Source organism: Nocardioides sp. (assembly GCF_036274455.1).
GTDB lineage: Bacteria > Actinomycetota > Actinomycetes > Propionibacteriales > Nocardioidaceae > Nocardioides.
On sequence record NZ_DASUFR010000098.1, the window covers coordinates 1 to 24,141 of the forward strand.

21 protein-coding genes are annotated in these 24,141 nt (G+C 71.6%); 12 read left to right on the forward strand and 9 right to left on the reverse strand.

Features of this window, described 5'->3' with window-relative positions:
* Positions 1 to 450 precede the first annotated feature (450 nt).
* Complete coding sequence (locus VFV89_RS09605; protein ID WP_329705708.1) at positions 451 to 1,650, forward strand: winged helix-turn-helix domain-containing protein; 1,200 nt, start codon at positions 451 to 453, stop codon at positions 1,648 to 1,650.
* On the opposite strand, the gene VFV89_RS09610 is transcribed toward VFV89_RS09605, so the two are convergent.
* Positions 1,604 to 2,722, reverse strand: coding sequence for a nucleotide disphospho-sugar-binding domain-containing protein (locus VFV89_RS09610; protein ID WP_329705709.1), 1,119 nt, complete (start codon positions 2,720 to 2,722; stop codon positions 1,604 to 1,606). The genes VFV89_RS09605 and VFV89_RS09610 overlap by 47 nt on opposite strands.
* A 2-nt stretch (positions 2,723 to 2,724) precedes the next feature.
* A complete protein-coding gene (locus VFV89_RS09615) occupies positions 2,725 to 3,309 on the reverse strand; it encodes a helix-turn-helix domain-containing protein (protein WP_329705710.1) in 585 nt (194 codons plus the stop codon).
* 198 nt (positions 3,310 to 3,507) lie between these two features.
* Between VFV89_RS09615 and secA the strand changes: the two genes are divergently transcribed.
* The 4 genes from secA (at position 3,508) to VFV89_RS09635 (ending at position 11,097) form a co-directional block, all read left to right on the forward strand.
* Positions 3,508 to 6,414 (forward strand): preprotein translocase subunit SecA, encoded by a 2,907-nt coding sequence (secA, locus tag VFV89_RS09620; RefSeq protein WP_329705711.1) that lies wholly within the window; start codon positions 3,508 to 3,510, stop codon positions 6,412 to 6,414.
* 143 nt (positions 6,415 to 6,557) lie between these two features.
* Positions 6,558 to 9,563 (forward strand): FtsX-like permease family protein, encoded by a 3,006-nt coding sequence (locus VFV89_RS09625; RefSeq protein WP_329705712.1) that lies wholly within the window; start codon positions 6,558 to 6,560, stop codon positions 9,561 to 9,563.
* Positions 9,563 to 10,444 (forward strand): ABC transporter ATP-binding protein, encoded by an 882-nt coding sequence (locus VFV89_RS09630; protein WP_329705713.1) that lies wholly within the window; start codon positions 9,563 to 9,565, stop codon positions 10,442 to 10,444. The genes VFV89_RS09625 and VFV89_RS09630 overlap by 1 nt, the downstream gene beginning before the upstream one ends.
* Positions 10,441 to 11,097 carry an ATP-binding cassette domain-containing protein gene (locus VFV89_RS09635; RefSeq protein WP_329705714.1) on the forward strand — a complete coding sequence of 219 codons (657 nt, stop codon included), beginning with the start codon at positions 10,441 to 10,443 and terminating at the stop codon, positions 11,095 to 11,097. The genes VFV89_RS09630 and VFV89_RS09635 overlap by 4 nt, the downstream gene beginning before the upstream one ends.
* A 116-nt stretch (positions 11,098 to 11,213) precedes the next feature.
* Here VFV89_RS09635 and VFV89_RS09640 read toward each other — a convergent pair whose 3' ends face one another.
* Together VFV89_RS09640 and VFV89_RS09645 are read right to left on the reverse strand one after the other, a co-directional pair.
* Entirely contained in the window at positions 11,214 to 11,705 is a 492-nt protein-coding gene (locus tag VFV89_RS09640; RefSeq protein ID WP_329705715.1) for an Rv3235 family protein, read from the reverse strand.
* A complete protein-coding gene (locus VFV89_RS09645) occupies positions 11,702 to 12,295 on the reverse strand; it encodes a LysM peptidoglycan-binding domain-containing protein (protein WP_329705716.1) in 594 nt (197 codons plus the stop codon). The genes VFV89_RS09640 and VFV89_RS09645 overlap by 4 nt, the downstream gene beginning before the upstream one ends.
* Before the next feature lie 106 nt (positions 12,296 to 12,401).
* Here VFV89_RS09645 and VFV89_RS09650 point away from each other — a divergent pair, with 106 nt between their 5' ends.
* Together VFV89_RS09650 and VFV89_RS09655 are read left to right on the forward strand one after the other, a co-directional pair.
* A complete protein-coding gene (locus tag VFV89_RS09650; protein ID WP_329705717.1) occupies positions 12,402 to 12,956 on the forward strand; it encodes a hypothetical protein in 555 nt (184 codons plus the stop codon).
* Positions 12,957 to 12,997: 41 nt separating this feature from the next.
* Complete coding sequence (locus tag VFV89_RS09655; RefSeq protein ID WP_329705718.1) at positions 12,998 to 13,432, forward strand: DUF4234 domain-containing protein; 435 nt, start codon at positions 12,998 to 13,000, stop codon at positions 13,430 to 13,432.
* 23 nt (positions 13,433 to 13,455) lie between these two features.
* Here VFV89_RS09655 and VFV89_RS09660 read toward each other — a convergent pair whose 3' ends face one another.
* The 4 genes from VFV89_RS09660 to VFV89_RS09675 are packed head-to-tail and all read right to left on the reverse strand — an operon-like array spanning position 13,456 to position 16,774.
* Entirely contained in the window at positions 13,456 to 13,785 is a 330-nt protein-coding gene (locus VFV89_RS09660; RefSeq protein WP_329705719.1) for a sec-independent translocase, read from the reverse strand.
* A gap of 8 nt (positions 13,786 to 13,793) precedes the next feature.
* Positions 13,794 to 14,957, reverse strand: a complete 1,164-nt coding sequence (locus VFV89_RS09665) for an Mrp/NBP35 family ATP-binding protein (RefSeq protein ID WP_329705720.1) — start codon at positions 14,955 to 14,957, stop codon at positions 13,794 to 13,796.
* Between the two features lie 46 nt (positions 14,958 to 15,003).
* Entirely contained in the window at positions 15,004 to 15,534 is a 531-nt protein-coding gene (locus VFV89_RS09670) for a DUF1003 domain-containing protein (protein ID WP_329705721.1), read from the reverse strand.
* Positions 15,527 to 16,774: a magnesium transporter MgtE N-terminal domain-containing protein gene (locus tag VFV89_RS09675; protein WP_329705722.1), complete on the reverse strand. Its 1,248-nt coding sequence runs from the start codon at positions 16,772 to 16,774 to the stop codon at positions 15,527 to 15,529. Before VFV89_RS09675 ends, VFV89_RS09670 begins: the two co-directional genes overlap by 8 nt.
* Positions 16,775 to 17,019: 245 nt before the next feature.
* Here VFV89_RS09675 and VFV89_RS09680 point away from each other — a divergent pair, with 245 nt between their 5' ends.
* Positions 17,020 to 18,186 carry an endonuclease/exonuclease/phosphatase family protein gene (locus VFV89_RS09680; RefSeq protein WP_329705723.1) on the forward strand — a complete coding sequence of 389 codons (1,167 nt, stop codon included), beginning with the start codon at positions 17,020 to 17,022 and terminating at the stop codon, positions 18,184 to 18,186.
* A 105-nt stretch (positions 18,187 to 18,291) separates the two neighbouring features.
* On the opposite strand, the gene VFV89_RS09685 is transcribed toward VFV89_RS09680, so the two are convergent.
* Positions 18,292 to 19,590 (reverse strand): family 43 glycosylhydrolase, encoded by a 1,299-nt coding sequence (locus VFV89_RS09685; protein WP_329705724.1) that lies wholly within the window; start codon positions 19,588 to 19,590, stop codon positions 18,292 to 18,294.
* Between the two features lie 156 nt (positions 19,591 to 19,746).
* On the opposite strand from VFV89_RS09685, the gene VFV89_RS09690 reads away from it, so the two are divergent.
* Genes VFV89_RS09690 through VFV89_RS09705 form a run of 4 tightly spaced genes read left to right on the forward strand, consistent with a single transcriptional unit; the run spans position 19,747 to position 24,139 of the window.
* On the forward strand, positions 19,747 to 21,291 hold the full coding sequence (locus tag VFV89_RS09690) for a hypothetical protein (RefSeq protein ID WP_329705725.1): 1,545 nt from the start codon (positions 19,747 to 19,749) through the stop codon (positions 21,289 to 21,291).
* Positions 21,284 to 21,514, forward strand: coding sequence for a DUF6752 domain-containing protein (locus VFV89_RS09695; RefSeq protein WP_329705726.1), 231 nt, complete (start codon positions 21,284 to 21,286; stop codon positions 21,512 to 21,514). Before VFV89_RS09690 ends, VFV89_RS09695 begins: the two co-directional genes overlap by 8 nt.
* 13 nt (positions 21,515 to 21,527) lie before the next feature.
* Positions 21,528 to 22,568: a hypothetical protein gene (locus VFV89_RS09700; RefSeq protein ID WP_329705727.1), complete on the forward strand. Its 1,041-nt coding sequence runs from the start codon at positions 21,528 to 21,530 to the stop codon at positions 22,566 to 22,568.
* A gap of 56 nt (positions 22,569 to 22,624) precedes the next feature.
* Entirely contained in the window at positions 22,625 to 24,139 is a 1,515-nt protein-coding gene (locus tag VFV89_RS09705; RefSeq protein ID WP_329705728.1) for a phospholipase D-like domain-containing protein, read from the forward strand.
* Positions 24,140 to 24,141 lie beyond the last annotated feature (2 nt).

Below are 24,141 nucleotides of genomic sequence, written 5' to 3' on the forward strand. Positions count from 1 at the left end.
TGGCGACATTGGTCCAGAACGTCCGTTACTACCGGTACTCCCCCGACACCACGAGGCACGAGCAGGGCCGTGGGTTCTGTAGCGACCCATCCGCTTCTGTGCCGAGATCTCGCTACAGAAGCGCAGGGGTCACCGGATATCCGGTGACCCCTGCAACCGGCTCCGCTTCGCGCGGTGATACGGGGCGCACAACGGCGGGCTTCGCCGCGCCGTTGCAATGCGCGGGCACCACCAGCACCGGTCGGTGGGTTTGCGGAGGGAGATCGGCACCTGGTGCCGGAGATCTTCGGCAAAGCCGGGTCCGGCGGATTTGCGGCGTGCTACGCGCGCGGCCGCCCACCCACGGATGCGTCACAAGAGTCGCCACAGAACCCCAAGCCCTGCTGGTGGTCGCGGGCACCAGAACGGCACCCGCACCAGCCGTCGGCGCCGCGTGGTTGAGTTCGGCGCGTGACGGACACGCTCTCGCGCGCCCAGGCTCGCCGGATCGCGCTCGCCGCCCAAGGGTTCCTCGACCCCCGGCACACCAAGCCGACGATGCGGACCTTCCGGCGCACGCTGGAGCGCACGGGCGTCCTCCAGGTCGACTCGGTCAACGTCTTGCAGCGGGCGCACTACATGCCGTTGTTCTCGCGGATGGGCCCCTACGACTCCACGCTGCTGACCCGGGCGGCGGAGAAGAGGCCGCGGCGGCTCGTCGAGTACTGGGCGCACGTCCAGGCGCTGATGCCGGTCGAGCTCTGGCCCGTCATGCAGCACCGGATGGCGTCCTACCGTGCCCAGCGCGGCAAGTGGTGGAAGGCCGTCGACGACGACCTCACCGCCCGGCTGCTGGCCGAGATCTCGGCCCGCGGGCCGAGCACCGCGCGCGAGCTCGACGACGGGACTCCCCGCGACAAGACCAACTGGGGCTGGAACTGGTCGGAGGCCCGCAAGGCTCTCGACTTCCTCTACATGGTCGGTGAGCTGGCCATCGCCGGGCGCAACAGCCAGTTCGAGGTCGTCTACGACCTGCCCGAGCGCGTCCTGCCCGCTGCGGTGCTGGCACTGCCGACGCCCACGCCGCAGGAGGCGACCAAGGAGCTGGTCCGCCGGGCGGCGCGGTCCTGCGGCGTGGCCACGGCGCTGTGCCTGGCCGACTACTACCGGTTGCGCCAGCAGCCCGGAGCGGGGGTGCCGGCGGCCCAGACCGCGATCGAGGAGCTGGTCGAGGAGGGCGAGCTGCTTCCGGTGCGGATCGAGGGCTGGCGGCGGCCGGCCTACCTCCACCGGGAGGCCCGCCGGCCTCGCAAGGTGGACGCACGGGCGTTCCTCAGCCCGTTCGACCCCGTGGTCTGGCTGCGCGAGCGCACCGAGCACCTCTTCGACTTCCACTACCGGATCGAGATCTACACCCCGGCCGACAAGCGCCAGTACGGCTACTACGTGCTCCCGTTCCTCCTCCGTGACGAGATCGTCGGCCGGGTCGACCTCAAGGCCGACCGCAAGGAGGGCCGGCTGCTCGTGAAGGCCGCCTGGGCCGAGGACGGCGCCCCCGAGGACACCACCGAGGAGCTGTCGGAGGAGCTGCGTCAGCTGGCCGGCTGGCTCGGGCTCGACGACATCACTGTCGAGCCGCGCGGGGATCTCGCACCGATGCTCCGTCCCTGAGCAGCTCCTCGACGGCATCGGCCCCGAGGGTGGCCCCCGGCAGGCTGCGCACCTCCGCACCGAGCCGGGCGGCGGCCGCCCGGTGCGGGCCGTCGGCCAGCAGCGCGGCGAGCTCCGGGGCGATCCGGTCCGCGGCGGCGCCCTTGCGCAGCATCCGTCCGGCACCGGCGGCGACGAGGCTCCTGCCGACGTACGGCTGGTCGGTGAGCCGATCCATGGGCATCACCGCGACCGGCAGGTCGTGCGCGAGCGCCTGCATCGTGGTGCCGTGGCCGCCGTGCCCGACCAGCAGCGACGCGCGCGGCATCAGCTCGACGTGGGGGACGAACCGCCTGAGCTCCACGCCCGGCGGTGCGACCAGCTCGGCGGGGTCGATGGCCGGACCGGTGGTCGCCACGACGTCCGCGTCGAGGTCACGGGTGGCGTCGAGGATCGCCTGCAGGCTCGGGCGCATCCGTGCGAACGCGACAGTGCTCAGGCTGACGAGCACCATCGGACGCGACGTCTCCTGGCGGGCCTCGACGTCGACGACCGGACCGATCCGGCGCTGGTTGGGCGGGGGAGAGGCCACCGGGTCGAGGCTGGGGATCGTCGTGAGCAGCCGGGCAGCGGCGCGGTCGAGGGCCTGGCGCGGACGGAGCCGGCGTAGCCACAGGTTCAGCCCCATCGGCCCGCCCAGGACCCCCTTCTGGTACGCCGAGGCGTAGGAGTGCTCGAGGACGACGAACGGCACCTCGGCGTCGGCGGCCGCGCGCATCGCCCCGAACATGAGCGAGTCGACCACCACGAGGTCGGCCGGCCGCCGGCGCAGCGCGGCCAGCATGTCCTGGCCCATCCCGCGGTCGGCGAAGACGCCGAGCATGGCGAGTGGGGTGTAGCCGGAGAGGATCTCGAACCGGCGCGCGTGGACGGTGGGCTCGACCTCGAACCCGGCCGCGGTCAGCGCGGAGGCCTGTCCCGCGTGGCCCAGGAAACGGACCGAGTGGCCGCGGGCCTGCAGCTCACGGGCGATCCCGAGCGCGGGCGGCACGTTGCCGCCGCCGTCCCAGGTGACGAAGAGGATGTCGGACACGGTCACTCCTGCGGGATGAGCGCGGCCACGAGGTCGTGGATCCGCTGGGTGGTGGTGATGCGGTCGAGGCCACGGTCGCGACGAAGCTGCTTCCAGGTGTAGACGTCAGTGGCTACCGCCAGGAGGTCGACCAGGCGGGTGCGCAGGGCGTGGGAGTCGGGGAGGTACGGCGCGAAGACCGTCTCGACCCACTCGCGGTGCAGCCGGCGGCCGTTGTCGGTGATCCGCCGGACCTGGGGGTCGGCCGACTCCTGCGCGAGCAGCAGGATGACGCCGTCACCACGCAGCTCGTAGTGGTCGACGACGACGTCGACGGCGGCAGCGACGTCGCCGACCGGCGCCAGCCGTTCCTCGTGGACCTCCTCGATGGCGTGGAGGGTCGCGGCCTCGATCAGCCCGGCGCGGCTTCCGAACCGGCGCAGCACGGTCTGCACGCTGACCCCCGCGTCGACGGCGATGTCGTCCAGGGAGATGTCGGCGAGCCTCCGGGTGCCGGCCAGGCGGACCGCCGCTTCGAGGATGCCGACCCGGGTCCGCTCCGCGGCCTCGGCCCGGGCAGTCATCGTGTAGGTGCGCGTGCTTTTCATGTCAGCGAGAGTTCACACCAATTAGTCATTGATGTCAACACCAATTCACATGAAAGCGGGAGCTGCCTTCGCCGTCGAGGAACGGTCCCGACCGCTCGGCCGTTACGATGAATGACGGCGCTCGGACGCGCTGCGCGCTGTCCGCGCCCGCCCCAGCCCGCCCCAGCCCACCGCAGCCGACCCAGGAGCCATCGCACCGTGCCTGTCATTCTCGACAAGATCCTCCGCATCGGCGAGGGCAAGATCCTGCGCCAGCTCGAGGCGATCTCGCGGGCCGTCAGCGCCATCGAGGACGACTTCGTGGCGATGAGCGACGCCGAGCTCCAGGCCATGACCCCGGAGCTCAAGGCCCGCTACGCCAAGGGTGAGAGCCTCGACGATCTGATGCCCGAGGCGTTTGCCACGATGCGTGAGGCCGCCAAGCGGGTCATCGGCCAGCGCCACTTCGACGTGCAGGTCATGGGCGGCGCCGCGCTCCACCTCGGCAACATCGCCGAGATGAAGACCGGTGAGGGCAAGACGCTGGTGGCGACGCTGCCGGCGTACCTCAACGCGCTCAGTGGCGACGGGGTCCACGTCGTCACCGTCAACGACTACCTGGCCAAGTACCACGCCGAGTGGATGGGCCGCATCTACCACTTCCTCGGCCTGACCACGGGCGTGATCCTCCCCGAGATGCGCCCCGACGAGCGGCGCGAGGCCTACGCCTGCGACATCACCTACGGCACCAACAACGAGCTGGGCTTCGACTACCTCCGCGACAACATGGCCGGCTCCATCGAGGAGTGCGTCCAGCGCGGCCACAACTTCGCCGTCGTCGACGAGGTCGACTCGATCCTCATCGACGAGGCCCGGACCCCGCTGATCATCAGCGGCCCCACCCAGGACGAGGTGAAGTGGTACGACGAGTTCGCCAAGATCGCGAGGCGGCTCGAGCGTGACGTCGACTACGAGGTCGACGAGAAGAAGCGGACCATCTCGGTTCTCGAGCCGGGCATCACCAAGGTCGAGGACCACCTCGGCATCGAGAACCTCTACGAGTCGGTCAACACCCCGCTCATCTCCTTCCTCAACAACTCGATCAAGGCCAAGGAGCTCTTCCACAACGACAAGGAGTACGTCGTCATGCAGGGCGAGGTGCTCATCGTCGATGAGCACACCGGCCGCATGCTGGCCGGCCGCCGCTACAACGACGGCCTGCACCAGGCGATCGAGGCCAAGGAGGGCGTGGAGGTCCGCGAGGAGTACCAGACGCTCGCCACCGTCACGCTGCAGAACTACTTCCGCATGTACGACAAGCTCTCCGGGATGACCGGCACGGCGATGACCGAGGCCTCGGAGTTCGACAAGATCTACAAGCTCGGCGTGGTGCCGATCCCGACCAACAAGCCGATGATCCGCAAGGACCAGCCCGACCTGGTCTACCGCACCGAGGAAGCCAAGTACGCCGCCGTGGTCGAGGACATCCGCGCCCGGCACGACACCGGGCAGCCGGTCCTGGTCGGCACAGTGTCGGTCGAGAAGTCCGAGCACCTCTCCCAGCTGCTGAAGAAGACCGGCGTCCCGCACACGGTGCTCAACGCGAAGTACCACGCCGACGAGGCGAAGGTCGTCGCGGTGGCCGGCCACAAGGGCGCGGTCACCGTCGCGACCAACATGGCCGGCCGAGGCACCGACATCATGCTGGGCGGCTCGGTGGAGTTCCTGGCCGACCAGGAGCTGCGCGAGCGCGGCCTCGACCCCGTCGAGACGCCCGAGGACTACGAAGCGGCCTGGCCGGCCACGCTCGAGAAGCTCAAGGAGCAGGTCGCCCGCGACCACGACGAGGTCAAGGCCCTGGGCGGCCTCTACGTGATCGGCACCGAGCGGCACGAGTCGCGGCGCATCGACAACCAGCTGCGCGGCCGCTCCGGCCGCCAGGGCGACCCGGGCGAGTCGAGGTTCTACCTCTCGCTCCAGGACGAGCTGATGAGGCTGTTCAAGTCTGACTGGGTCGACAGGGTCCTCCAGGTCCTCAAGATCCCCGACGACGTCCCGATCGAGAACAAGCGTGTCACCAACGCGATCGCCAACGCCCAGGGCCAGGTCGAGTCGCAGAACTTCGAGTCGCGCAAGAACGTCCTGAAGTACGACGACGTCATGGACCGTCAGCGCAAGGTGATCTACGGCGAGCGCCGCCGGGTGCTCGAGGGCGCCGACGTCGAGGAGCAGGTCCGCACCTTCATCGACGAGGTGGTCGAGGGTGTGGTCATGGGGGCGACCCAGGAGTTCGCCGAGGAGTGGGACCTCGACCAGCTCTGGACCGACCTCAAGCAGATCTGGCCGGTCTCGATCGACCACCGGCACCTCGAGGAGGAGGCTGGCGGGGTCGCCAACATCGACCGCGACCACCTCATCGAGGTGCTCCAGCACGACGCCCAGGCCGCCTACGACCGCCGCGAGCAGGAGGTCGGCGAGGAGGTCATGCGCGAGCTCGAGCGGCGGGTCCTGCTCTCGGTCCTCGACCGGAAGTGGCGCGAGCACCTCTACGAGATGGACTACCTCCGCGAGGGCATCTACCTGCGGGCCTACTCCCAGCGCGACCCGCTGGTGGAATACCAGCGCGAGGGCTTCGACATGTTCGCCGTGATGATGGACGGCATCAAGGAGGAGTCGGTCGGCTTCCTGTTCAACCTCGAGGTCTCCGTCGACGAAGACGGCGATGGGGAGGCTGATCACTTGTCTGGGGGCGAGGAGCTCGAGATCGAGGAGCCGATGCGCCGCGTGATCGGCGACTTCGTGCCCGACGAGCCGGTGGTCGAGTCCGGTCCGGCCGAGCAGCCCAACGAGGAGCTCGAGTCGCCGGCGGCGGCGTTCGTCCGCAGCCCGCAGATCCGTGCCAAGGGGCTCCAGCAGGCCCGTCAGCCGCAGAACCTCTCCTACTCCGCGCCGACAGAGGCCGGCGAGGCCGAGGTGCGCGGGAGCACAGTGACCACGGCGGACGACCCGTTCGCCAAGGTCGGGCGCAACGCCCAGTGCCCCTGTGGCTCGGGGAAGAAGTACAAGATGTGCCACGGGCGTCCGGGCGGTCCCACCGGGCTGACCGCTCGCGCCGCCGGCGGGTAGCCTGCGGGCGGCCGTGCTCGGCGGGCTTCGCTGCGCAACAGCAACAACCCGGAGACCGATCCGTGTCCGTCTCGTGACCATCGCCGGTTAGCGTCCGAGGACTTTCTGGGACGGGGAGGAGCGGGTCGGCTGTGTGGAGCAGGGTGCGCCACCGCCGTCTCCAGGCACTCTCGATCCTCGCGCTGGCTGCGCTGCTCACGACCAGCCTGTGCCTCGGCCCGCTCTATCAGCGGTCGATGGAGCAGGCCCTGGCCGGGTCGGTGCTCAAAGGCGCCTCGGCGGACCAGAAGGCGATCAGGCTCACCGCCACCAACCAGAGCCCGACGAACCTCGAGGAAGAGCTGCCCGCCGCGCTCCAGCCTTACGTGCTCGCGCCTGAGGCCTCCCTGGCGGCACCGGTGGACGTCAAGGTTCCCCACGAGACGACCGTGCTGGCCACCCGCCTCTATGCCGTGCACGACGCCTGCACCCGGCTGAAGATCGTCGCCGGCGCGTGCTCGACCGAGGCGGGGCAGGTCATGGTCAGCAGCGCGGACGTGCGGGTGAACGGCTGGACGGTGGGCACCCGGGTGAAGTACTCCGAGCGGCTGGACCCGACGCTCTACCCGGAGGCCAACACCGGGACGGTGGAGATCGTCGGGGTCTATGCCCTGCCCTCCGACGACGACGACTGGCCGGACGCGCCGCTCACCGGTCGCGCGGGGGTCGACCTCCAGGACATCGGGCTCGGCACCGACGACTGGGTCACCGACCCCGCGACGCTCCCGCAGCCGTCGTTCCACGTCCTGAGCACCTCGGTGCTGTGGCGTCTCGACGAGGATGCGGTCGGCGTCGACGAGCTGGTCCGGCTCGGCCCGGTCGTCGAGGGTCTGCACCAGCAGCTGCTGGAGCTTCCGGGTGAGTCCCGGATCCAGATGGTCTCCGACCTCGCCGGACTGTCCGACCGTGTCGCGACCGGCAGCGACCAGGGCCGGACCACTGTCGTCGTGCTGGTCGCCCAGCTCCTGGTCCTCGTCGCCGTGGTCCTGTGGATGGTGCTCGTCGCCGCGACCGACGACCGCCGCCCCGAGCTCGCCCTGGCCCGGCTGCGTGGCCGGGGCCGGCGTGGTGCCGCCGGTTACCTCCTGTCCGAGCTGCTCCCGCTGACGCTCGGCGGGGTCGCCATCGGCATCCTGGTCGCCCCCCTGGTGATGACGCTGGTGGCCGAGGTCGTCTTCCCCGTCGATGTGCCCCTCGAGCTGCCCAACGGCTTCCTCCTCGCTGCCCTCGGATCCGGGGTGGCGGCCGTGCTGGTGGTCCTCGCGGCCGCACGCCGAGCAGTGGTGGAGCCGGTCGACTCGCTGCTGCGGGGCGTGCGGGCCCGCAGCACGGGCGCGACCGCCGGCGCCGCCGAGGTGACGCTGATCGTCTTCTCGCTCACCGCGGTGCTGGCCCTCGCCACCGGAAAGCTCGAGGGACCGCTGGCCACGCTGGCCCCCACGCTGCTGGCCGTGGCTGCCGGCCTGCTGCTCGGCCGTGCGCTCGGGCCGGTCACGCGAGGTGTCTCGGGACGGTTGCTCCGCACGGGCCGGGCGGTGGCCGCCGCGGGCATCGCCAACACCGCCCGCCGCCCGGCCGCACGCCGGGTCCTCGTCATGGTGGTCGTCGCACTCTCCCTGTTCGTCTTCTGCGTCGACGCCCTCGTCACCGGCCAGCACAACCGGCAGAACGCCGCAGAGCAGCAGCTGGGCGCTCCCTACGCGCTGGGCGTACGGTCCTCGACGCTGACCGACGTGGTCGCCGCCGTCGCAGCGGCCGACCCGGACCGCGAGCACCTGACGCCGGTCGTCACCACCACGTCGTCCACCAGGGTCGGACCGACGGTCTCCGTCGACTCGAGGGCGTTCCCCAAGGTGGCCTACTTCCCACTGTCCAGCCCGGATGCGGTGGACTGGTCCGCCATCGCGGCTCCGCGCGTGGACCCGCTGCAGCTCACCGGCACCACCATCACCGGGACGCTGGTCGCCAACCAGCTCAGCCTGACCGGGCCGGCCCGCGACCGGGAGGACGACCTGCGCATCGGCCTCCAGCTGCTGAAGCCCGACGACACCACCGAGCAGGTCGAGCTGTCCCAGTTCCCGACCGGAAACGCCACGCTCGCGTTCACGGCCGCGGTTCCGTGCGCCGACGGCTGCATCGTCGCGGGGATCTCCGTCACGGCGCCGCCCAGTGGCCAGCTGCAGGGGACCCTCGTGGTACAGGAGCCCGCCGTGGACGGTGCGCCGTTCTCCTTCGGGCCGCCCACGTCGTGGCGGCGCGCCACGGGATCCGGGGGCTCGGTGGTCCCGGCCGCGGACCCGTCGGGCAACCTTGCGATGAACATCAGCACGTCGGTCTCGACGCCGCCGGTCATGCTGAACGCCTGGGTGCCCGAGCCGCTCCCGGCGCTGGTGACGACGCCCGAGGACCGCATCTTCAGCGCCTCCGCCGTCGACGACACCGTCGACATGCAGGTCGTGGGCACCCTCCCGCGGGTGCCGGGATCCCCGCCCGGCTCGCGGGTGGTGGACACCGAGAGCCTGGTGCGGCGCGGTGACACCAACATCTCCTCCGACAACGTGGAGGTGTGGTCCGACGACCGGGCCGCTCTCGACGTGGTCCGCTCCGAGCTGCAGAAGCGCGGGGTCGCCGTGGACGACGTGACCACAGTCGGCGAGGTCCGCGCCGACCTCGACGCCTCACCGGCGGCCTGGAGCCTGGCGCTCTCGGTGCTGGTCGGCGGTGCGGCGGTACTCGTGGCGATGCTGGTGATGATCGTCGCCACCGCCACCACCTGGCGGGCCCGGGCCACCGACCTGGCCGCGCTGCGGATGGCAGGGCTGCCGGGCCGGTCGCTGCGCCGGATGGAGCTGCTCGGCCAGCTCCCGGTCGTGCTGGTCGGCGGAGTCGTCGGCGCCGGCTGCGGAGTCGTCGCCGGGGTGCTCACGCTGCCCGGCGTACGCCAGTTCACCGACCCTCCTGCCGTCGACACGACCGACTTCGCGACACCGTGGCCGGCAGTGGCCGTAGCAGCGGTCGCCGCCCTGGCCGTGCTGTCGGCGCTCGCGGTGGCCACGGCCCGGTGGACCGCGCGGCGAGCCCCGCTGACCCGGATCCGGGAGGTGGTGTAGTGACGACCGAGCTGACCCTGGCGCCGGCCGTCACGGCCCCCCACGGCCTGCCCGTTCGCACCCGCGGTCTGGTCCACGTCTACCGCGGGGAAGGACGCGACGTCGCTGCCCTCGCCGGCGTCGACCTGACCGTGCGCGCCGGCGAGATGATTGCGCTGCTGGGGCCGTCCGGGGCTGGGAAGTCCACGCTGCTCTCGCTGCTAGCGGGGCTCTTCCGGCCGACCGCCGGCACCGTCCTGGTCGGCGAGCTCAACCTGACCACCGCCACCCAGAGCGAGCTCGACGGCCTGCACGCACGCGAGGTGTCGCTGATGCTGCAGGGCGCGGGCCGCAACCTGCTGCCCTTCCTGACCCCCAACCAGAACATCGCGTTCGCCCAGCAGGCGGCCCGCGACGGGGACGGCGCGGAGCGGCTGCCGTCGGCGCCCACCCTGCTGAGCATGGTCGGGCTGGCCGACGCCGGTGACGAGCCGCTGTCGCACCTGACCCCCGGACAGCTGCAGCTGGTCGCCCTGGCCGTCGTCCTGTCGATCGGGCCCGGTCTGCTGCTGGCCGACGAGCCGACCAGCGCCCTCGACCACGAGGCTCGTGACCGGGTCCTCGCCGCGCTGGCCAAGGTCAACCGCGAGCTCGGGACCACGGTCGTGCTGGTGACCCACGACCGCGACGTCGCCCGCTGGATGCCGCGCACGGTGACGATCCGGGACGGCCGGATCGGCGGCGAGGGCCGGTCGGGCGAGGAGTACGCCGTGGTCACCGCCGACGGGTTCCTCCCGCTGCCGGCGCACGCACTCGAGGTGCTCCCGCCGGGCACGCTCGTCCGCCTCGAGCTCGAGGACGACGGGGAGTACCGCCTGCGCGTCGAGGGGACCGACCCATGAGCGTCCTGATGTTGGAGGCTGTCGAGATCAGGTACGGCTCGCTCCTCGCCGTCGCCCCGGTGTCGTTCACGGTCTCGGCGGGCCAGGTGCTGGCGGTCACCGGGCCGTCGGGAGCCGGCAAGACCTCGCTGCTGTGGCTGATGGCAGGTGCGCTGGAGCCGGACCGGGGAACGGTCGTGGTCGACGGCGCCCCGGTGGGTCGCCGGCCCGAGGCGGCCGCTCGCGGCGTCGCGGTCGTGCCGCAGGGCAACGGCCTGGCCGCTGTGCTCACGGCCCACGAGAACATCGTGGTGCCGCTGCTCGACGGCGGTGTGCCCCCGGCCGAGGCCGACCGCCGGGCTCGTGATGCACTCGAGGTGGTCGGCCTCGAGGAGTGGTCCGGGCACCTGGTGGAGGAGCTGTCGGGTGGCCAGCAGCAGCGCGTAGCGGTGGCGCGGGCGCTGGCCGCCGAAGCGTCCGTGCTCCTGGCCGACGAGCCGACCAGCGACCTCGACGGCCGCAACCGCGAGGTGGTGCTCCACGCACTGCGCTCTGCCGCCGACCGCGGTGCCGTGGTGGTGCTGGCGACGCACGACCCGGAGGCCGCGGCAGCGGCGGACGGGGAGCTGGCGCTGGACAGTGGGGAGGCGACCTGGGTCAGGCCTCTGCCCTAGCGTTGGGTGCCGACCCTGTGGCGTGTCTCGACCCGCCCGTCACCTTCTCGCAAGCTCGGCCGTGGGGCTCGCTCGACCCCTGACCCGTCAGCCTGCTCGTTCCTCGCAGGGTGAGGTCAGGCGAACTCGAGAGCGGTGCACAGCCACCGATCGCCACGCTTCTCGAACCGCATCGCCAGCGCCCGTGACCTCGGGCCGTAGCGGATCCGGGCGCTCGCCTCGGCGACCGCGGGGCTGACGAAGCTCGCATGGACGCTGACCACGCGCGGCCGCACGGGCTGGACCCGGTGGGTGCCGGGCTGGTGACCGCCGGCGCGGCCCACCAGGATCGCCCGCCGGTGCAGGTCGGTGTAGACCGGGCCGGAGGTCCATCTCAGCAGCTGGCTCACCGGCCGGTCGCCGGCGACGATCTCGACCGTCGCCTGCACGAAGCGGTGGACCCACTGCTCGAGCCGGCCGCGGTGCTGCGGGTCGATCGGGACGACGTCGGCCAGGCCGTGGGCAGGGGCCCTGCCGGGAATCTCCGGAGGCTCGCGGCGCGGACCGAGGTCGAGCGCAAGCGTGCCCTGGACCGAGGCGACCGGGACACGGAGGGGAGTGACCGTCATGACTGCTCCTGGGGGATCTCGAGGACCTGGCCGGGGTGGATGAGGTCGGGATCGGGGCCGATGACGCCGCGGTTGCGGTGGTAGATCGCCTGCCAGCGGTCGTCCACGCGCTGGTCCGACGTGGCGCCGCCGAGGTCACGCTCGGCGAGCGCCCACAGGGAGTCGCCCGGCCGGACGACGACCCGATGCTCGGCTGGACGCGCCGGCCCCTGGGCGCGCTCGGGAAGTGGCAGGCCGGAGAGCGGCTCCGGCCGGGGACGGTCCGGGGCGGCGTGCGCGGGCGCAGCCAGGGACCCGGCGAGGGCGACACCGCAGGCGGCCAGGACGAGGCGGCGCAGACCCCGCGGCGGGGTGCGGCGGGTGCCGCGCCAGGCCTCTGCGACCGCGGCGATGCCCTGGGCCCACGCCCACGCCGCGGCCACGACCAGCGCAGCCAGGCAGAGCCGGGTCAGCCCGCGGTCCGATGCTCCGGGCTCGGCCGGTGGGTCGCCCATGGCCCGGACCAGCACCGCGGCCGCCCCCCACAGGGCGGCGGTGAGGCCCGAGGCCACGACCAGGCATCGCGGCCGGCTGGCCGCCACGATGTACATCCCGAGAGTTTCCTTGCTTTTGCGTCTGTTTGCCTCACTCAACGCCGGTTTGAACAGGAGGTCAAGACGCTCTCCACAAGGCGGCATCGCGTGGCAGGGTCGTCGGGTGTCCTGGGAGCAGGAGCTGTTCGGCTACCTCGACGACCTCGAGGGCCGCGCCGAGGCGCTGTACGACGCCGAGCGCGGCCCGGAGATCGCCGAGCGCGGCCGCGCGGAGTACCGGTCGGTCACGCTGGCCGCCCGGCTGATGGCCAGCCTCGACCACGAGCTCATCATGGAGCTCGCAGGTGTCGGGCCGGTCTCCGGGAGGCTGGCCCGGGTCGCGAACGGCTGGTGCCTCCTCGAAGGGCCTGGCCAGGAGTGGGTGGTGCGGTTCGACGCCGTGGCCGCGGTGCACGGCACGTCCGACCGCGCGGTCCCCGAGCTCGCGTGGCCGGCGGTCGCCGGGCTCTCGCTGGCCGCGGCGCTGCGCCGGGTGGCCGACTCCGCCGAGCCGTGCTCGATCCACCTCTCGAGCGGCGGCCGCCACGACGGAGCCCTGCGCCGGGTCGGCGCCGACTTCCTCGAGGTCGCCACCGGCGAGACCGGGCGGGTCGTGCTCGTGGCGTTCGGTCGGCTGGCCGCGGTGCAGGCGCGACACGCCATTGAACCGTCAGGGTGAGCGCAGTCCCGAGCAGGTGACCTGACGCTACCCTCCTGCCCGTGACCGAGACCCCACCGCCCGCCGCCCCGCCACCGCCGCCACCCCTGTCCTACGGCGTGCAGCCGACCGGCCCGGTCGGCCAGGTCCGCAGCACCGGCACCTGCGTCCTGCTCACGATCGTCACGCTCGGCTTCTACACGTGGTACTGGTACTACAAGACCCACGAGGAGATGAAGCGGCACTCCGGCGCCGGGATCGGCGGTGGCGTCGCCCTGATCCTGGCGATCTTCGTCGGCATCGTGATGCCGTTCCTCACCTCCAACGAGGTGGGCGGACTCTACGAGCGCCGCGGCCAGGCCCGCCCGGTCAGCGCCGCCACCGGGCTGTGGGCGCTGCTGCTCGGCTGGTTCTTCTTCGTCGGGCTGATCGTGTGGTTCGTGAAGACCAACGGCGCGCTCAACGACTACTGGCGCTCGCTCGGCGCCCAGGACTGACGACCCACCGGACCGCCGCTCGCTCAGGTCGCTTCCACGTCGTACGGCGGGACCTCGCCCTCGGTCAGCGGGCGGAGCCCCCGCCGCCTGGGCCGGGGCTCGTCCGGCTCGTTCATCGCCTCGATGATGTGCTTGCGGACGATCGTGCGCGGGTCGAGGTCGCGCAGCTCGAGGTCGGCGTACTCCGGGCCGAGCTCCTCCCGGAGCTCGTCGCGGGCTGCGTCGGCGAACTGGCGTGCCCTGCGCATCAGCTGGCCCGCCTGGCGGGCGAGCTCCGGCAGCTTGTCGGGCCCGAAGACCAGCACCGCCACCAGGAGGATGACGGCGATCTCCGGCAGGCCGACCCCGAACACGGGCGGGCCTAGAGCCGGCCGGCTGGGGTGAGGCCGAGCTGCATCCCGGCCAGACCGCGGCCGCGGCCGGCCAGCGCCCCGGCGATGGAGAGCAGGACCGCGGCGGCGGGGGAGGCAGGGTCGGACCCCACGATCGGCTCTCCCGTGTCTCCGCCCTCGCGCAGCGACATGTCCAGGGGCACCTCGCCGAGAACCGGGACGTCGTAGCCGAACCGTCGCGACAGCGTCTGCGCCACCCGGGCGCCTCCGCCGGCGCCGAACACCTCGAGCCGGTGCTCCTCGCCCGACGCGGCGCAGTGCGGGCAGGGGAGGTAGGACATGTTCTCGATCACGCCGACCACCCGCTGGTGCATCATCGAGGCCATCGTCCCGGCGCGCTCGGCCACCTCGGCCGCGGCCTCCTGCGGGGTGGTCACGACGACGACCTCGGCGTTGGGCAGGTGCTGGCCGAGCGAGATCGCGACGTCGCCGGTGCCGGGCGGCAGGTCGAGGAGGAGGACGTCGAGGTCACCCCAGTAGACGTCGGAGAGCATCTGCACCAGCGCCCGGTCGAGCATCGGTCCGCGCCACGCGACGACCTGGTCACGGCGGGGCTTGAGCATCCCGATCGAGATCACCGAGACCCCCGACTCGGTCGGCACCGGCATGATGAGGTCCTCGACCTGCGTGGGCCGGGTGTCGGCGACGCCGAGCATCGCCGGCACCGAGTGGCCGTAGATGTCGGCGTCCACCACGCCGACCTTGAGCCCCTGGCCGGCCATCGCCAGCGCGAGGTTGACCGTCACCGACGACTTGCCGACCCCGCCCTTCCCGGACGCGACGGCGTAGACCTTGGTCAGGGACCCGGGCTGGGCGAACGGGATGTCGCGCTGCGCCTTGCCGTCGCTAAGCAGCTCCTTGAGCCCGGCACGCTGCTCGGCGGTCATCACGCCCAGCGTGAGGTCGACGTCCGTCACGCCGGGCACGGCCCGGACCGCGGCGTTCACGTCACGGTTGATCGTGTCCTTGAGCGGGCAGCCGGCCACCGTGAGCAGGACCGTGAGGCGCACGGCGCCGGCCGGGTCGACGTCAAGCGACTCCACCATCCCGAGATCGGTGATCGGCCGCTTGATCTCGGGGTCGTTGACGGTGCCGAGGGCCGTGCGGACCTGCTCCAGGAGGGGGGTGCTCATGATGCTCCCAGCGTAGTCGGGCGGCGTAGGCGGGCCGTCCCCACGGTCAGCGTGCGGCGGCGTCGTCAGGGTCTTCGGAGCGCTCGGCCCGGTCGGATCGCTCCTCCAGGTCGGTGAGCAGCGAGCGCAGCTCCGAGCGGAGGTAGTCGCGGGTGGCGACCTCGCCCACCGCCATCCGCAGCGAAGCCATCTCGCGGGCCAGGAACTCCATGTCCGCATGCGCCCGTGCGTCGCCTTGCCGGTCCTGCTCGGCCACCACCCGGTCCCGCGACTCCTGGCGGTTCTGGGCCAGCAGGATCAGCGGGGCGGCGTACGACGCCTGCAGCGAGAGCATCAGGGTCAGGAAGATGAAGGGGTAGTCGTCGAACCGAAGGTCCCTCGGTGCCGCGATGTTCCAGACGAGCCAGAAGACGACGAACACCGTCATGTAGAAGAGGAACGTCGCGGTGCCCATGAACCGCGCGAACTGCTCGGCGAAGATGCCGAACCGGTCGGTGTCGCGGGCGGGGCGCCGGACCAGCTGGCGGCGGACGTCCCTGGGGGTGTCGAGCCGGGCCCGGCGGTTCGACTCAGCCACTGCGCACCGCCTGGTCGCGCCAGTTCTCCGGCAGCATGTGGTCGAGCAGGTCATCGACGGTGACCGCGCCGATCAGGTGGCCGTTCTCGTCGACCACCGGGGCCGCGACGAGGTTGTACGTCGCCAGGTGGGCCGCGACCTCGTCGATCGTGGCCTCCGGGCGGAGGTTCTCCATCGACTCGTCGAGCGCGCCGGCCACCAGGGACGACGGCGGCTCCCGGAGCAGCCGCTGGATGTGCGCGACGCCCAGGAACCGTCCGGTCGGAGTCTCCAGCGGTGGCCGGCACACGTAGACCAGCGCGGCCAGTGCCGGGGTGAGGTCGGGGTTGCGGACGTGCGCCAGGGCATCGGCGACCGTCGCGTCCGGGCCGAGGATCACCGGCTCGGAGGTCATCATCGCGCCGGCGGTGTTCTCGACGTAGGACATCAGCCGCTTGACGTCCTCGGCCTCCTCCGGCTCCATCAGCTGGAGGAGGGTCTCGGCGGTCTCGGGCGGGAGCTCGGCGATCAGGTCGGCCGCGTCGTCGGGGTCCATCTCCTCGAGCACGTCGGCGGCCCGCTCGCCCTCGAGCAGCCCCAGGATCTCGACCTGGTCCTCCTCGGGCAGCTCCTCCAGCACGTCGGCCAGCCGCTCGTCGGTGAGCGCCGCCACCACCGCGGTGCGCCGCTCCGGCGGCAGGTCGTGGATCACGCTGGCCGCATCGGCCGGCCGCAGCTCGTTGAGGGCGTGGATCAGCTGGGTGGCGGCCTGGGTGGGCTCGCGGCGGGTGAGGCCCTCGACCTCGCCCCACTCGGCGATGTGGGTCTGGCCACGCCGGCGCAGCCCCTTGGCGGGCTCGGCGATCGCGATCCGGCTCAGCACCCAGTCGCGGTTGCGGGCCTGCTCCATCGCGACGTCGTAGATCGTGCCGGTGATGCCGCTGGTCTTGATCGTCACCGTCCGGTCGAAGAGCTGGCCGACCACCAACGTCTCGGTCGAGCGCTGTTCGAAGCGGCGCATGTTCAGCAGCCCGGTGGTGTAGACCTGCCCGCTGTCGATGTTGGTGACCCGGGTCATCGGCACGAAGATCCGCCGCCGTCCGAAGACCTCGGCAACCATGCCCAGCACCCGCGGCTGGCTCGCCTCGGACCGGATGGCCACGACGAGGTCGCGCACCTTGCCGACCTGGTCCCCCTGGGGGTCGAAGATCGGCAGGCCGACCAGGCGGGCGGCGTACACGCGGGAGGGGGCCGTGCTCATGCTTCGTCCCCGGGGTCCCCGCGGAGCTGTGAGCCACCTGCGCGCAGCGCCTCCGCCGAGCAGGTTCGTGGGGTGGTCACGCGGCCACGCTACCGGGGGGAACGGCCGCAACGAGGGAACGGAGCCGGGGGCAGAACCGTCAACAACGGGACTGGCCGCCACGGGCCGGGGTACCCTGTCCAAGCCAAAATCGGTCGTGCGGGACCCGTCTCGGGTGGCCGCGGAACAGCTACCTGGAGGGATCCGTGTCGAAGCACGCGGCGCCGCGATCCAGGCATCCGGGTCACCTCAAGGTGGCCGCGACCGCGTCGCTCGTCGTGACGTTCATGGCCCTGTTCGTGAGCGGCGCCGCGGGCTGGATCGGTCCCAGCGACGACGGCGGGGGCCGCGGGACCGCGGCCGACGTGGGCGCGGTGGCGTCCTCGCCCGACGTCGGCGCCGGGGAGTCGTCGGAGGCGGCGTCGCCGTCGGCCGAACCGACCCAGGTGGTCACCGACGTGCCGCCCCAGAACGTCAAGGACGCCAAGAAGCTCAAGCGGTCGCTGGCGTGGCTGCGCCGCGGGCTTGCCGACGAGACGACCTTCCGGGTCGGGACCTTCAACGTCCTCGGCAGCTCGCACACCGCCAAGATCGGCGGCAACAAGCGCGGCTACTCCTCCGGCCCGACCCGGATGGGCATGGCCTGGTCGCTGATCAACCAGGCCGACGTCGACGTGATCGGCTTCCAGGAGTTCGAGGACCCGCAGTACGCCCGGTTCCGCTCGCTGGCCGGCTCACGCTGGGACGTCTACCCCGGCCCGACCCTCGACCGCGGCTCGATCCGCGACTCGATCGCCTGGCGCACCGACACCTGGGAGCTGGTCGAGGCCAACAGCATCGCCATCCCCTACTTCCACGGCGACATGATCCGCCGGCCCGTGATCAAGCTGAAGAACAAGGAGTCGGGCCGCGAGGTGTGGTTCTTCAACACCCACAACCCCGCGAGCACCCCCAACCACGGCAACAACGCGCGCTGGCGCGGCGCGGCCATCGGTATCGAGATCCGGCTGGCCAACCAGCTCGGCGCCGACGGCACCCCGGTGGTCTTCACCGGCGACTACAACGACCGCGCCGAGGTGTTCTGCCCCATCGTGGGCGGCACCGACCTCGAGGCCGCGAACGGCGGAAGCTACTCCGGCGGCTGCAACACCCCCGACCACATGGACGTCGACTGGATCTTCGGCTCGGGGATGCAGTTCTCCGGCTTCGTCAGCGCCAGCCACGGGATCGTCGGCCGGGTCAGCGACCACCCGTTCGTCTACACCCAGGCCTACATCCCCGAGGAGCCGCTGGAGGGCCAGCCCACCGGCGATCCCTCGGGCTCGGCGTCGCCGTCGGACGACAGCTCGCCGTCGTCGAGCAGCTCCGACTGAGCTGCTCCTCCCGCTTGCCGTTGTGGTCCCGCGCGCCTACCGGATCGCGTCTCGCAGTAACCGCTGAGCGGGCCTGCTGCGCACGGCCGCCGACGAGCACCAGGGTCACCGAGCAGAGTGTGCCCGGCCGGCCGGCTTCTGCTTCTCGGCCTTCTGCTGGCCGGGCTTCGGGCTGACGGTCGTCGACGGCGTGGTCGACGGCGTGGCCGTCGGGGTCGGCGGCGGGGGCGGCGGCAGGATCGGCGCGACGTAGGACTTGATGCGCGGCGACTGCCGGCTGGTGAAGCGCAGCACGCCCGCGAACAGCGACCGGCGGGCGTCGTAGAGCCTGTCGCGGTCGTAGTTGTGGCCGCCCGGGCAGTTGCCGCCCAGCTCGGGGCAGGTCCAGGCGTGGAACCACAGCATCGGCTCGCCATTGGCGCCGCGGCCGAGGTCGGCACCGCCGGGGCCGCACAGCCCACTCTTGCGGCTGTCGACCAGCACCTGGCGCCTGGCCCGCGACCAGTCGCCCAGCTTGGAGGACCGGCGGAAGGTGGTCTTGTAGCTGCACTCGCCGAAGTCGCCCTCGGAGGTGAGCAGGACGTACTGCCGGCCCCGGCGCAGCATCGTCGGGTTCTCGATCACACCGCCGCGGCGCACCAGCTCGGTGCTGCGCGCCTTGCCCCGCGGCAGCCCGCTGTCGGGCAGCTCCACCATCCGGATCGAGGACGGCGTGCTCTGGGTGCGGTAGAGCAGGTACTGGTGGCCGCCCTTGTCCCGGAAGTAGTCGGGGTCGATGACGCCGGCGCGGGGCATGCCCTTGGGACGCCGCTTGATCCGGTCGTACGCCGCGGGCGTGTTGGCCTGCTTGGGACAGACCAGGGGCCGCTCGTCGGGGATGAACGCGCCGGTCGGGTCAGCGGCGGTGGCCACCCCGATGCAGCGGCCGTCGATGCCCAGCCCGGCCACCTCGGCCGAGAAGTAGAGGTGCCACGTGCCGTTGACCTCGACCAGGTCGGAGGCCCAGTAGCGGCCGCTGATCGCCCAGGTCGGCTGGACGGTCAGCGCCGAGGGGATGTTCTGCCACGGTCCGCCCGGCTGCGGTGCGATGGCCCGGGGTGCGCCCGGCCCGGTCGAGATGGCCACCCAGCCACCGGCGTACCGCGCCACGGTCGGGTCGGCCGCCCCGCGGTAGGACAGCACCGGCTGTGCGCCCAGGATCCGCTGGCTGTAGGACCGGAACCGCGCGCCCTTGTGGGCGGCCCGGTGTGCGGCCTGCCGCTGGATCTTGGCCAGGCCCTTCTGCGAGACCCAGTGGGCGTCCGTGGCCTTGCGTGCGCGCTGCTTCGCCGCGCCGCTTGCGGACCCGGACGCGACGAGGGTCGTCGCGAGGACCAGGACGGTGAGGATCGTGCAGGCGGTCACCGCGACAGCGGCGACCGACGTTCTGCGAGCCAGAGACATGCGCACCCAATGCAGTCGGAACGTCGTACAGGTCGTCGTCGAGGGGTCACCTCATCACGGAGACGCACCAACCACGAAATCGGTTGGGTGCCGGCCCAACCACTAGAGTCGCGGGCCGTGAGCCGGGTGCGCAACGCGAGCGTCGACGCCGAGGGCGTCCGGGCGCGATCCCGGCGTGAGGCGGTCCTCGACGTCTTCTTCGACGGCCGGCGGATCGTGTCCTTCTGGCTGCATCGCGACGGGGTCCGCGACGGCCGGGGATGGCTGTTCGCGTGGCCCAAGACGCTGCACGAGTTCCTCGACGGCACCACCGAGGTCCGGGTGGTCGTGACCGCGACCGGCCAGGAGGTCTTCCGCGGGGAGGTCACCTTCGGCAGCGGCCGCGGGCGGGTCGAGGTGGTCAACCGGCGCGGCCAGCCGATCAGCCTCGACAAGTACCTGCGCCGCGTCGTCGCCTTCGACACCCGCAGCCGCGACGAGCTCGTGCCGATGCTCGACGCGATCGACGAGGTCATCGCCGCGCTCCACAAGGTGGGCATCGAGGCCTTCCTCGCCTACGGAACCCTGCTGGGCGCCGTCCGCGGCGGGAAGGTGATCGGCAACGACAGCGACGCCGACCTCGGCTACGTGAGCCACGAGACCCATCCCGTGGACGCGATCCGCGAGTCGTTCCGGATCCAGCGCGAGCTCGTGGCCCTCGGATACCGGATCACCCGCTACTCCGCGCTCGCCTTCAAGGTCGACGTCGAGGAGGCCGACGGGACGATCCGGGGTCTCGACGTGTTCGGCGGTTTCCTGATGGACGGGCACCTCTACCTGATGGGGGAGATCGGCGACCCGTTCGAGGAGTCGTGGATCTACCCGCTCGGCACCACGACGCTCGAGGGGCGCACCTTCCCCGCGCCGGCCGACACCGACCGCCTGCTGACCGCGATGTACGGCCCGTCGTGGCGGGTGCCCGACCCGGCGTTCCACTTCGCGCCACCGGCCTACACCGTGCGTCGGCTCAACGGCTGGTTCCGCGGTCTCCGGGTGGGCCGGGCCAAGTGGGACCGGGTCTACTCGCGCAAGCAGCCCCCACTGCCCGCCGAGCCCTCGGCGTTGGTGGCCTGGGCCGCGGAGCGCGAACCGGACACGGCGACGTACGTCGACCTCGGCTGCGGGCGCGGCTCCGACGTGCTCGCGATGGCCGGCCGCGGCGTCTCGTCGGTCGGACTGGACTTCCAGCCGCGCTCGTACGCCGAGGCGGAGGCCCGCGCCGTGCCGGGCGCGGAGTTCTGGCGCTGCAACTTCCTCGAGCTGCGCGACGTGCTCCCGGCGGGAGCCGAGCTGGCCCGGCGACCCGGGCCGCGGCTGCTCGTGGCGCGGCACGTCGTCGACACGCTCGGCCCGGACGCCCGGCAGCACCTGTGGCGGCTGGCCCGGATGGCGCTGTCCGGGCAGGGAGGTGGCCGGCTGTACCTGGAGTTCCTGGCCCGGTTCGGCGACGACGGGTACGCCAAGGAGCTGCACGTGAAGCGGCGCCGGCCGCGGATGCTGGTCGCCGAGCTCGAGCGGGCTGGTGCGACGATCGTGCATCGCGAGACCATCCGGGTGTCGGACTCCCCGAAGTCCTCGAAGGTGGCCCGCGTGGTCGTGGAATGGAGACGTGAGGATGGCTGAGAAGTCTGGTTTGGTGGAGCGGATGCGCTCGACGAGGGCGGGAGAAGCGCTCGACCTGCGCCGCCGGGTCCGCCGCCTCGAGGCCGAGGTGCAGGAGTGCCGGGCGCTCAACATCCGGCTCGCCGAGCTGACCGACATCGTCACCGAGCTGCTGCTGCCCGTGGCCGCCCGCGACGAGGAGAAGCTCGCCGAGCTGCTCGAGAAGTACCGCCAGAGCGTCTAGATATCTCCACGACATGGCGTCGCAGGTCTTCCTCCACATCGGTCTGCCCAAGACCGGCACGACCTACCTCCAGTCCGTGCTCTGGGACGCCAAGACCGAGCTCGCCGGCGACGGCTACCTGCTGCCCGGCCGCGGCCACCGGGAGCACCTCTGGGCGGCCCTCGAGCTCCAGGAGAGGCCGAACCTCGAGCGGCGTCACCCCAAGGCGCCGGGCACGCTGGCACGGCTGGTCAGGGCGGTCAACCGGCACCAGGGACCGGCGATCCTGACCCACGAGTTCATGTGCGGCGCCGGCCGCGGTCAGGCCGGCCGCCTGGTGGAGTCGCTGGCGCCCGCCGAGGTGCACGTGGTCATCACCGCGCGCGACACCCTCGGCATGCTCACCGCGGGCTGGGCCGAGTACGTCAAGAACGGCGGCACCAAGCCGCTGGCGCAGATGCGCGGGGAGCGGCTGGGCGGGCAGGGCGAGTTCGGTTGGCGCACCTGGGACCTGGCCGGGGTCCTGCGCCGCTGGGCGCGGCAGGTGCCTCCCGAGCGGGTCCACGTGCTGCCGATGCCCCCTGCGGGGGCCCCTCGCGACCAGCACTGGCGCAACTTCGCCGGCGTACTCGGCCTCGACCCCGACCGGTACGCCGCCCCCGAGGAGCCCAGCAACCCGGCGCTTGGCGTGGTGCAGATCGAGCTGCTGCGGCGCATCAACCCGCACCTGACCGCGTTCCGGAAGCCGGTCGACCGCGGCACCTGGATCCGCGGCTACCTCGCCGAGGGCCACTTGGTCCGTCAGGAGGGGGAGCGGCTGGGTGCCGACGAGGCCCAGGTGGCCGAGTGCCGCGAGCGCGCCGACCGGGCCGTGGGCATCATCTCGAGGCGCGGCTACCACGTGGTGGGTGACGTGGAGAGCCTCCGGGTCCCCCCGGAGCTGCCCCCGCGGCCGCACCCCGACAACGTGTCGAATGCGGCTCTGCTGGAGTCTGCCACTACACTCGTCGCGGAAATGCTCGCGGACGTTCGTCGCATCGCCCGCGACAACCCGCCCGACATGACATCGGCATGAGACAGGGTGTGTGACCTCGTCCGGCAGACACACCCGAGCTTTGGGAGAGGCGTTCGGTGAAGAAGCTCTCGACGATCGGGTCCAGCGCGGTCTGCGTCGCTCTGGTCGTGACCCTGTGGGGCACGGCCCCGTCCGCGCAGGCCGTGGCGGCTGCCGCGGCGCCGACGACGACATCCTCGACCGCTGCCACGGCTGCTGCGACGACCGCCGCCTCGACCGCGGCGAGCACGGCCGAGAAGAAGAAGCCCAAGCCGAAGCGCTGGAAGGCCTACCAGGGCGCGTTCTTCAACAACCCCCACGTCAACGCCAACCGCTTCAAGCTCGAGCGTCGCCTCATCGACACCATCCGGCACACGCACAAGGGCGACACGATCCGGATCGCGGTCTACTCCTTCGACCGCGAGGGGGTCGCGGATGCGCTGATCGCGGCGCACAAGCGCGGCGTGAAGGTCCAGATGCTGCTCAACGACCACCAGGACACCCACGCCATGAAGCGGGTGCGGGCGGTGCTCGGCACCAACCGGTTCGCCAAGAACTTCATCTACAAGTGCAAGCAGGGGTGCCGGACCGTCGCCGACCAGTACCGCAACCTGCACTCGAAGTTCTACACGTTCACCCGGGCCGGCAAGTCCGAGGACGTCCTGGCCGTCGGCTCGTTCAACCTGACGCGCAACGCGATCTACCACCAGTGGAACGACCTCTACTTCATGTCCGGCAACCAGGCGCTGTTCGACCAGTTCATCGGCGTCTTCAAGGACATGAAGAAGGACTACAACAAGAAGCAACCGCCGATCCGGTTCTGCGGGACGCCGAAGGGCGCCGGCTGCGACGACTCGGTCGACAAGTACACGACGTGGATCTTCCCGAAGAAGTCCACCCCGCAGGACGACCTGGTCCTCCAGATGCTGGGCAAGATCCAGTGCCTGACGCCCAACGGCAAGGGTGGCTACACCCGCACCCACCTGGCCCTCTCGATGCACACGATGCGCGGCGCCCGCGGCAACTACCTCGCCTCGGCGATCCGGCAGAAGTGGGCCGAGGGTTGCGACTTCCGCGTCAGCTACGGCCTGATCGGCTACCACACCAAGCAGATCCTCGGCGCATCCACGTCGCGCGGCCGGATCCCACTGCGGTCCACCGGGCTGGACTACCACCCCGACGACGACTTCGACCTCAACCACGACGGTGAGGACGACGTGATCCTGGACTACTACACGCACCAGAAGTACTTCGTGATCCAGGGCACCTACAACGGCCACCCGAACACCCAGATGGTGCTGACGGGCTCCTCCAACTGGGCCAGCCTGGGCACCGCCGAGGACGAGGTCTTCTTCACGATTCGCGGCGCCGCCAACGCCAAGCGCTACCTGGCCAACTTCAACTCGTTCTGGAACAACGGCCGCTGGTCGCGCAACGCCTACACGACGACCTACACCGAGTTCAGGGTCGCCCGCATGGAGCGCCAGGCGGACGGCAGCTACAAGAAGGTCTACGTCACGATGCGGCGTCCGGTGACCACCATCGAGCGCGACCCGGCGCGCGCCGGCGGGCGGTTCTGGGAAGGCGACTGATC